General features: G+C 68.4%; 10 protein-coding genes. 3 read left to right on the top strand and 7 right to left on the bottom strand.

The window, feature by feature from the left end; genetic code table 11:
• From AC1D01_RS12780 to AC1D01_RS12810, 7 genes are all read right to left on the bottom strand, one after another.
• Positions 1-351: UxaA family hydrolase (locus tag AC1D01_RS12780; protein ID WP_477866705.1), on the bottom strand; the 351-nt coding region annotated here is incomplete at its 3' end.
• Positions 352-373: 22 nt separating this feature from the next.
• Positions 374-1348, bottom strand: coding sequence for a tripartite tricarboxylate transporter substrate binding protein (locus tag AC1D01_RS12785; protein ID WP_477866707.1), 975 nt, complete (start codon positions 1346-1348; stop codon positions 374-376).
• A 47-nt stretch (positions 1349-1395) separates the two neighbouring features.
• Entirely contained in the window at positions 1396-2679 is a 1284-nt protein-coding gene (locus AC1D01_RS12790) for a TRAP transporter large permease (RefSeq protein ID WP_477866709.1), read from the bottom strand.
• Positions 2670-3158 carry a TRAP transporter small permease gene (locus AC1D01_RS12795; protein WP_477866711.1) on the bottom strand — a complete coding sequence of 163 codons (489 nt, stop codon included), beginning with the start codon at positions 3156-3158 and terminating at the stop codon, positions 2670-2672. Before AC1D01_RS12795 ends, AC1D01_RS12790 begins: the two co-directional genes overlap by 10 nt.
• Before the next feature lie 59 nt (positions 3159-3217).
• Positions 3218-4186: a TRAP transporter substrate-binding protein gene (locus tag AC1D01_RS12800; protein WP_477866713.1), complete on the bottom strand. Its 969-nt coding sequence runs from the start codon at positions 4184-4186 to the stop codon at positions 3218-3220.
• A gap of 45 nt (positions 4187-4231) precedes the next feature.
• Positions 4232-5116 carry an SMP-30/gluconolactonase/LRE family protein gene (locus AC1D01_RS12805; protein WP_477866715.1) on the bottom strand — a complete coding sequence of 295 codons (885 nt, stop codon included), beginning with the start codon at positions 5114-5116 and terminating at the stop codon, positions 4232-4234.
• Positions 5113-5940 (bottom strand): NAD-dependent epimerase/dehydratase family protein, encoded by an 828-nt coding sequence (locus AC1D01_RS12810; RefSeq protein WP_477866717.1) that lies wholly within the window; start codon positions 5938-5940, stop codon positions 5113-5115. Before AC1D01_RS12810 ends, AC1D01_RS12805 begins: the two co-directional genes overlap by 4 nt.
• 280 nt (positions 5941-6220) lie before the next feature.
• On the opposite strand from AC1D01_RS12810, the gene AC1D01_RS12815 reads away from it, so the two are divergent.
• The 3 genes from AC1D01_RS12815 to AC1D01_RS12825 form a co-directional block, all read left to right on the top strand.
• Entirely contained in the window at positions 6221-6982 is a 762-nt protein-coding gene (locus AC1D01_RS12815) for a FadR/GntR family transcriptional regulator (protein WP_477866719.1), read from the top strand.
• Positions 6983-7077: 95 nt separating this feature from the next.
• Positions 7078-7989, top strand: a complete 912-nt coding sequence (kdgD, locus tag AC1D01_RS12820; RefSeq protein ID WP_477866721.1) for a 5-dehydro-4-deoxyglucarate dehydratase — start codon at positions 7078-7080, stop codon at positions 7987-7989.
• 10 nt (positions 7990-7999) lie between these two features.
• Positions 8000-8340 (top strand): aldehyde dehydrogenase family protein (locus AC1D01_RS12825; RefSeq protein WP_477866723.1); only part of this gene is annotated, 341 nt, incomplete at its 3' end.

The raw sequence follows: 8340 nt of genomic DNA on the forward strand, positions 1-8340 counted from the left end.
GGTGTGGCCCTCGGTGTGGCCCTCGAGCGCCGGCATCGGCGGCGCCGCGCGCGTGGCCATCGGCAGGCCGGTCAGCTCGCGCGCCTCGGGCATCTGCAGCAGCCGTTCGTGCACCCAGCTGCCGGCCGGGATGTCCTTGGCCGCGAGACCGATGCTCACGTGGTAGCGCAGCACCGGCGAGCCGGCCGGCAGGTCGACCAGTGCCACCTTGTGGCCCTGCGGCACCGCATCGCGCAGCACCAGCCCGCTGTCCAGCACGGTACCGGCGGGCAACCCGCCATCGTTGGCGACGATCGCGACGTTGTCGAGATCGTGCATCCTGATCGTCAGGGGTTTCTTCACCTCGGCCATGCTGCTCACCTGCTGTGGAACGTCAAGGCTTGACGTTGCCGTCCTTCACGATCTTCGCCCACTTCACCAGTTCAGCGTGGCCGAAGGTCGCAAACTGCTCCGGCGTGTTGGGGCTGTACTGCAGGCCCAGCCCTTCCATCTTCGCCTTCACCTCGGGGATCGCGATGATCTTCGCGACTTCGGCGTTCATGCGCTTGACGATCGCCGGCGGCGTGCCGGCCGGCGCGTAGAAGGCCTGCCAGCTCGCCACGTCGAAGYCGGGCACGCCGGACTCCTGCAGCGTCGGCACGTCGGGCATCGCGATGCTGCGCTTGGCCGAGGTCACCGCCAGCGCGCGCACCTTGCCGCTTTGCACGAAGGGCAGCGCCACCGTCACCGTCTCGAAGCTCATCGGGATCTGGTTGCCGATCACGTCCTGGATGGCCGGCGCACTGCCCTTGTACGGCACGTGCGTCAGCTCGGCGCCGGTCAGCAGCTTGAAGGTCTCGCCCGACATGTGCTGCGAGCTGCCCTGGCCGGACGATGCGAACGCGATGTCGCCCGGCTTGGCCTTGGCCGCCGCGATCAGCTCCTTGACACTCTTGTACGGCGCCTCGGTGCCGACCAGCAGCACGTTCGAGATGCTGCCCAGCAGGATCACCGGCGCGAAGTCCTTGGCCGCGTCGTAGGGCATCTTCGGCTGCAGCACCGGGTTGATCGCGTGGCTGGCGATCGTGCCGAGCAGGAAGGTGTAGCCGTCGGGGGCCGACTTGGCGACCGAATCGGCGCCGATCACGCCGCCGGCACCGGCCTTGTTCTCGACCAGCACGGTCTGCTTCAGCGCGAGCTGCAGCTTGTCGGCCAGCAGGCGCGCGAGGATGTCCGAGGTGCCGCCGGCCGCGAACGGCACGACGATGCGCACCGGCTTCTCCGGCCAGGCCGGCGCGGCGTGCGCACCGAAGCTGGTGCCTGCGGCGGCCGCAGCCGCCAGCGCAAGAAGGGTTCGGCGATTGATCATGGGATGTCTCCTGATGGGTTCTTGAAAGAGGGGCTTCGTGTCGCCGATCAGCGCAGCACCACGCCCGGCAGCCACAGCGAGAACGCCGGCACGTAGGTCACCAGCATCAGCGCGGCGATCAGCGCGCCGTAGAACGGCCAGATGGTCTTCATCACGGTGCCCACCGAGACACCGCCGATCGCGCAGCCGACGAACTGCGTCGTGCCCACCGGCGGTGTGTTCAGCCCGAGCGCGCAGTTGATCAGCATCACCATGCCGAACTGGATCTCGCTCATGCCGTAGTGCTGGCAGATCGGCAGGAAGATCGGCGTGCACACCAGGATGGTGGCGGCCATGTCGAGGAAGGTGCCGAGCAGGAACAGGATGATGTTGACCAGCAGGAAGATCACCCACGGGCTCGAGGTCACCGCCGACAGCGCCTGGCCGGTCAGCGTCGGCACCTCGTACAGGCTGATGATGTAGCCGAACGCGGCCGAGATGCCGATCAGCAGCAGCACGACGCCGGTGGTCTTCACCGCCTTGGCGGCCGCCTTCAGGAACTGCTCCCACTTCAGCGAGCGGTACACCACCACGCTCAGGATCAGCGCGTACAGCACCGCGACGGCCGCCGATTCGGTGGCGGTGAACACGCCCGACAGGATGCCGCCCAGGATCAGCACGACGACGAACAGCCCCGGCAGCGAAGCCGCGAAGGTGCGCGCCACGATCTGCCAGCCCGGGAAGGTGCCGGCGGGGTAGCCGCGCTTCACCGCCACCAGGTAGGCCGCCGCCAGGTTGCACAGCGTCAGCACCAGTGCCGGGATCAGGCCGGCGAGGATCAGCTTCGCGATCGACACCTTGCCGCCCGCGGCCAGCGTGTAGATGATCATGTTGTGGCTGGTGGGCATCAGCGCGCCGACCAGCGCCGCATGGGTCGTCACGTTGACCGCGTAGTCGGCGTGGTAGCCCTGCTTCTTCATCATCGGGATCATCACCGCGCCCATCGCCGAGACGTCGGCCACCGGCGAGCCGGAGACGCCGCCGAACAGCGTGCAGGCGATCACGTTCGACATGCCGAGCCCGCCACGGATGTGGCCGACCGCCGCGTTCGCGAAGTTGACGATCTTGTCGGCGATGCCGCCGTACAGCATCAGCTCGCCGGCGAAGATGAAGAACGGGATCGCGAGGAACGAGAACACGTTCATGCCCGAGGTCATCTGCTGGAAGATGACCGCCATCGGCAGCCCTTCGTACAGGATGGTCACGAGCGCCGACAGCCCGATCGAGAACGCCACCGGGACGCCGAGGATCAGCAGCCCGAAGAAGGTGACGCAGAGAATTGTCAGTGCCATGCCGGCTCCACTTCCACGCCGCGCAGCAGGGCCACGATGTGTTCGATTGAGAAAAGGATGATGAGCAGCCCGGCCGCGATGAAGGGCACGTAGCGCCAGGATTCGGAGATGCCGAGCGTCGGGATCTTGTAGTCGCCGACCGAGTCGAACATCAGCGCGCAGTTCCACGCCATCAGGGCGCCGAACAGCATCGTCAGCAGGTGGATCAGGATCTCGGTCGGCAGCTTCGCCTTCTCGGGCAGCAGGAAGCCGAGCAGCTCCATGCCGATGTGGCCGGCGTCGCGCACGCCGACGGCGCAGCCGAGCATCGTCACGTAGAGCACCAGCACCAGGGCCAGGCTCTCGGCCCAGGTGGGCGTGCTGTTGAGCACGTAGCGGCCGAACACCTGGTAGAGCACCGCCGCGAGCAGCAGCACCAGGCCGGCCACGCCGAGCCGCAGGCAGGCCTTGGCGACGGCTGCGCAGAATTTCGTGTACATCGGGGTTCCTTCACCGCGGCGGTGGGTGCCGCCGCGGTGGGTTCAGTGGAGAGCTGGAATTACTTCGTTTCCTGGATGCGCTTGACCAGGTCGCGCAGCTTCGGGTCGGCCAGGAACTTGTCGTACACCGGCTTCATCGCGGCCTGGAACGAGGCCTTGTCGACCTCGATGATCTGCGAGCCGGCGGCCTTCACGGTGGCCAGCGACTTCTCCTCGCGCTCGTCCCACAGCTTGCGCATGAACGGCACCGATTCCTTCGCGGCCTGGCGGATCGCCTTCTGGTCGTCCGGGCTCAGCGCGTCGAACACGCGCTTCGAGAACAGCAGCACCTCGGGCGCCATCGAGTGCTCGGTCTTCGAGTAGTACTTGGCCACCTCGAAGTGGCGCGAACTCTCGTACGACGGGTAGTTGTTCTCGGCGCCGTCGACCAGGCCGGTCTTCAGCGCGGTGTAGACCTCGCCGAAGGGCATCGGCGTCGCGTTCGCGCCCATCGCCTCGAGCAGCGCAACCCACAGGTCCGATTGCTGCACGCGGATCTTCAGGCCCTTCGCGTCGGCCAGCGTCTTGATCGGCTTCTTCACCGTGTACATCGAGCGCGCGCCGCTGTCGTAGTAGGCCAGGCCGATGAAGCCCTGCGCCTCGCAGCTCTTCAGGATCTCCTCGCCGATCGGGCCGTCGAGCACCGCGCGCATGTGCTCCTTCGAGCGGAACAGGAACGGCATCGTCGGCACCACGGTGGCCGGGCAGATGTTGTTCATCGGCGCGATGTTGACGCGCGTCATCGGGATCGCGCCGATCTTGGTCTGCTCGATGGTGTCCTTCTCGGCACCGAGCGAGCCGTTGTTGAACACCTTGATGCTGTGCTTGCCGTTGGTCAGCTTCGACAGCGTCTGGCCCATCTGCTTGACGGCCAGCACGGTCGGGTAGTCGTCGGGGTGGATGTCGGTCGAGCGGAACTCGGTGGCCTGCGCCGTGCCGAGTGCGGCCAGCGCCATCACGGCGGCCAGGGTGCGGATCTTGTGGGTCATGGTCTTGTCTCCGGGGTGGATGGGTCGAGCGAAATCGTCAGCGGATCAGAAAGCGAAGGCGGCCTCGGGCAGCCCGGCCACGCCGGGCTCGGTGACGAACACCGAGCCGTCGGGTGCATCGTCGGCCGCCGTCGGCAGCCGGATCGAGGTGATGAACAGGTGGCGCAGCTGCGGGCCGCCGAAGGCGCACATCGACGGCTTGGGCACCGGCACCGGCAGCGACCGGTCGAGCCGGCCGTCGGGCGTGAAGCGGTGCACCAGGCCGGCGTCGTTGGCGCAGATCCAGTAGCCGCCGTCGGCATCGACCGCCKCACCGTCGGGCCGGCCCGGGTGGCGGTTCATGTCGACGAACTCGCGGCGGCCGGTGGGCGCGCCGTCGGCGTCCRGGTCGAAGGCCCAGATGCGGCGCACGCTCGGGTGCGAGTCCGACAGGTACATCACGTCGCCACGCGGGCTGAACGCGAGGCCGTTGCCGGTGATGAGCCCCGGGACCAGCGGCGCCGAGAGCCCGTTCGCATCGAGCCGGAACAGCGCGCCGGACGGCGAGGCGAGCGACATGTCGCGCACCATCGTGCTGGACCAGAAGCGGCCCTGGCGATCGCAGCGGCCATCGTTGAAGCGCATGCCGTCGCGCGGGTGCGTGATGCCGCACAGGCGCGTCGAGGTGAACCCGCCGGCCGACAGGCGCAGGTGGAACACGCCGCTTTCCATCGCTGCCACCAGCCCGCCCTGCGCATGCAGCGCGAGGCAGGCCACGCGTTCGGCGCAGGCCCAGCTCTCGACGCGGCGCGTGGCCCAGTCGAAGCGGCGCACCTGGCGGCCCTCGATGTCGACCCAGTACAGCGCCTGCTCGGCCACCGACCACAGCGGGCTTTCGCCCACCTGGTCGCGTGATGCGTCGAGCCTGTCCATCGGCAGCGCGACGCTCATTCGAACGGGCCGGTGCGCACGAAGGCGCCGCCCTGGTAGCGCACGGCCGGGTCGTTGTAGTCGAGCGGCGGCTGCCTTGCCTCGACCGCGGCGCGGAACGGCTCCGAGCTGTCCTGCGGCACGTAGCCGAGGTGCTTCGCCTTGCTGTTGTCCCACCACTGCGTGCGGTTGTCCGACATGCCGTACACCACGCTGTAGCCGACCAGCGGCGCCGTCAGGCACGACACCACCAGCCGCTCCAGGTCGTCGAAGCTCATCCAGGTGGCCAGCATCCGGCGGTCCTTCGGTTCGGCGAACGACGAGCCGATGCGCAGGCAGGCGGTCTCGATGCCGTAGCGGTCGAAGTAGAAGCGCGCGAGGTTCTCGCCGAAGGCCTTGCTGACGCCGTACAGGCCGTCCGGGCGCGGCAGCGCGTGGGTGTCGAGCACCTCGTCCTGGCGGTAGAAGCCGGTCACGTGGTTCGAGCTCGCGAACAGCACGCGCTTCACGCCGTGCTTGCGCGCCGCTTCATACAGGTTGTAGGTGCCGACGATGTTGGCCTGCAGGATCGGATCGAACGCCGCCTCGACCGACACGCCGCCCAGGTGCACGACGGCATCGACGCCCTCCAGCAGGCCGTGCACCGCGGCCGCATCCTGCAGCGGCACCTGGCTGACTTCTTCGCCGGCGGCCGCCGCGCCCAGGTCGGCGAGATCGGACAGGCGCAGCACGTCGCAATAGGCCTTCAGGCGCGGCCGCAGCACGCGGCCGAGGCCGCCGGCAGCGCCGGTCAGCAACAGGCGCTTGAAGCGCAGGGAAGTGGTGGAGGTCGGCGGGGTCGTCATCGAGAGAATCTTTCACGGCCGACCGCGGATCTCGCTGTCGGCAACAGGTACGTCATCAGTTGTCGTACAACAGGCCGAATGATTGGTGACGGGCAGGGGGCTTGTCAAGCTGACGGGATGAGGGTAATCCCGAGGCTCGTGCGCCGCGCCGGGCTGCCAAACGGTGTCGTCGACGACGTACATTGTTGTACGACGACGGGCCGCCTTTGTCGATCCGCGGAAGCCCCGCCGGCCGGTGCGCCGCCTGTCGTACATTGAAAGCCCTTTCGCCAACCCCGTCATGAGCCGTTCGATGCACGTTCCGTCTTCTCCCGCTGCGACCGACCTGCCGCGCCGCCGGCCGCGCAGCCTGGCCATCGGCCTGGTCGAGACGCTGAGCGCGCGCATCCGCGACAACGTGATGCGATCGGGCGACAAGCTGCCCACCGAGGCCGCGATCATGGACGAGTTCGGCGTCAGCCGGACCGTGGTGCGCGAGGCGCTGTCGAAGCTGCAGGCCGGTGGGATGGTCGAGACGCGGCACGGCGTCGGCACCTTCGTCGTCGGCACGGGCGGCACGCAGAATTTCCGCATCGATCCCGAGCAGATCGCCACCGCCCGCGAAGTGATCGCGGTGCTCGATCTGCGCATCGGGCTCGAGGCCGAGGCGGCGGGCCTCGCGGCGGTGCGCCGCACCGATGCCAACATCGAGGTGATGCGCGGCGCGCTGGCCGCGTTCTCGGCGGCCATCGAGCACGACGGCGACGCGATCGCGCCCGATTTCCAGCTCCACATGGAGATCGCCCGGGCGACGCAGAACGTGCACTTCGTCGAGCTGATGACCTACCTCGGCACGATGATCATTCCGCGCGCGCGGCTCAACACCGCGAAGGTGGCCGGCGAGGGCCGGCGCGAGTACCTGCAGCGCGTCAATGTCGAGCACGAGAGCATCGTCAACGCGATCGCCGGGCGCGACCCCGAGGCAGCCCGCGCCGCGATGCGCACCCACCTGGCCAACAGCCGCGAACGCCTGCGCCGCGCCGACGGCAACGCGGCGCCCTGAACAAGGCGCGGGGTCGACCTCTTGTGTCTGCGGGGGTCATGTTGTACGATGACTGACAACTAGACCCGACCGCCCAAACTTCATTGGAGACGCGCATGTCACCCCAGGAACTCAAAACCACCATTTCGTCCGGCCTGCTGTCCTTCCCGGTGACGGACTTCGACGCGCAGGGCAACTTCCAGCCGTCGACGTATGCGAAGCGGCTCGAATGGCTGGCGCCGTATGGCGCGACCGCGCTGTTCGCGGCCGGCGGCACCGGCGAGTTCTTCTCGCTGGTCGGCGAGGAGTACGGCCAGGTCATCAAGGTGGCGGTCGACACCTGCAAGCACAGCGTGCCCATCATTGCGGGCGTCGGCGGCCCGACCCGCCAGGCGATCGCGATGGCGAAACAGGCCGAGGCGCTGGGCGCCAAGGGCCTGCTGCTGCTGCCGCACTACCTGACCGAGGCCGGCCAGCAAGGGCTGGTCGCGCACGTCGAGGCGGTGTGCAAGTCGGTGAAGATCGGCGTGATCGTCTACAACCGCGCGGTGTGCAAACTCAGCGCGGCGAGCCTGCAGCAGCTGGCCGACCGCTGCCCGAACCTGGTGGGCTTCAAGGACGGCGTCGGCGAGATCGAGGCGATGGTGACGGTGCGCCAGAAACTGGGCGACCGCTTCGCGTACCTGGGCGGGCTGCCGACGGCCGAGGTCTATGCCGCGGCCTACAAGGCGCTGGGCGTGCCGGTGTATTCGTCGGCGGTGTTCAACTTCGTGCCGAAGACCGCGATGGATTTCTACCGCGCCGTCGCGGCCGACGACCGCGCGACGCAGAGCCGCCTGATCGACGACTTCTTCCTGCCGTACCTCGACATCCGCAACCGCCAGCAGGGCTACGCGGTCAGCATCATCAAGGCCGGCGCGACGCTGGTCGGCCACCCGGCCGGCCCGGTGCGGCCGCCGCTGACCGACCTGACGGGCGAAGAGGTTGAAATGCTGTCCGCGCTGATCAAGCGCCTCGGCCCGCAATGAGGAGCCCGCGATGAGCGAACACCTGAACTACATCAACGGCGCATGGGTCGCCGGTTCGCGCTTCGTGCCGAACATCAACCCGTCGGACCTCGCCGACACCGTCGGCCTGTTCGCGAGCGCGACGGCCGCGCAGGTCGATGAGGCGGTGCAGGCCGCGCGCGCCGCGGCGCCGGCCTGGGCGCTCTTCAACGTGCAGGCCCGCGCCGACGCGCTCGACCGCATCGGCAACGAGATCCTCGCGCGCCGCGAAGAGCTCGGCACGCTGCTCGCACGCGAGGAAGGCAAGACGAAGCCGGAAGGCATCGGCGAGGCCGCCCGCGCCGGCAACATCTTCAAGTTCTTCGCCGGCGA

The sequence above is a fragment of the Rhizobacter sp. P3_B12 genome (assembly GCF_056402895.1).

Excerpts from the sequence above, each read along its gene's own strand:
- AC1D01_RS12790 (WP_477866709.1), bottom strand. The coding sequence starts at position 2,679 with ATGGCACTGACAATTCTCTGCGTCACCTTCTTCGGGCTGCTGATCCTC.
- AC1D01_RS12795 (WP_477866711.1), bottom strand. The coding sequence starts at position 3,158 with ATGTACACGAAATTCTGCGCAGCCGTCGCCAAGGCCTGCCTGCGGCTC.
- AC1D01_RS12800 (WP_477866713.1), bottom strand. The coding sequence starts at position 4,186 with ATGACCCACAAGATCCGCACCCTGGCCGCCGTGATGGCGCTGGCCGCA.
- AC1D01_RS12810 (WP_477866717.1), bottom strand. The coding sequence starts at position 5,940 with ATGACGACCCCGCCGACCTCCACCACTTCCCTGCGCTTCAAGCGCCTG.
- AC1D01_RS12815 (WP_477866719.1), top strand. The coding sequence starts at position 6,221 with ATGAGCCGTTCGATGCACGTTCCGTCTTCTCCCGCTGCGACCGACCTG.
- kdgD (WP_477866721.1), top strand. The coding sequence starts at position 7,078 with ATGTCACCCCAGGAACTCAAAACCACCATTTCGTCCGGCCTGCTGTCC.